This window comes from Microbacterium sp. K41, from assembly GCF_004794395.1.
In the GTDB taxonomy this organism is placed as follows: Bacteria; Actinomycetota; Actinomycetes; order Actinomycetales; family Microbacteriaceae; genus Microbacterium; species Microbacterium sufflavum.
This window is the reverse complement of sequence record NZ_SSDO01000429.1, coordinates 1-359: the sequence shown is the minus strand read 5'-3', so window position 1 is coordinate 359 and position 359 is coordinate 1. Positions and strand designations below refer to the sequence as shown.

The 359-nt window shown below is 77.4% G+C and carries 1 protein-coding gene; it reads left to right on the top strand.

Annotated features, from left to right (window positions below; translation table 11 throughout):
- The coding region (locus DW309_RS13565; protein ID WP_240753221.1) for a PfkB family carbohydrate kinase at positions 1 to 359 on the top strand (359 nt) is incomplete at both ends.

The following is a 359-nucleotide window of genomic DNA, read 5'->3' as shown; positions in this document are numbered from 1 at the left end:
CGGCACTGCGGGCGGCGCGCGACGCCGGCGCCACGACCGTGCTGAACGCCGCCCCCGCCCACGCCGCGACCCTCGGGCTGCTGGAGCGCGTGGACGTGCTCGTGGTGAACGAGACGGAGTGCGCGGAGCTCGGCGGCATCGACCTCCTGCACCGCGCCGGGGCCGCGACCGTGGTGCTCACGCGCGGCGCCGGGGGCGTGGACCTGCACCGCACCGGTCGCCCAGTTGTGCACGTCGAGGCGTTCCGTATCGATCCGGTCGACACGACGGGCGCGGGCGACGCGTTCTGCGGCGCGCTCGCCGGTGCGCTCGCCCGTCGAGTGCCGGTGGAGGACGCCCTCGTCCTCGCGTGCGCCGCG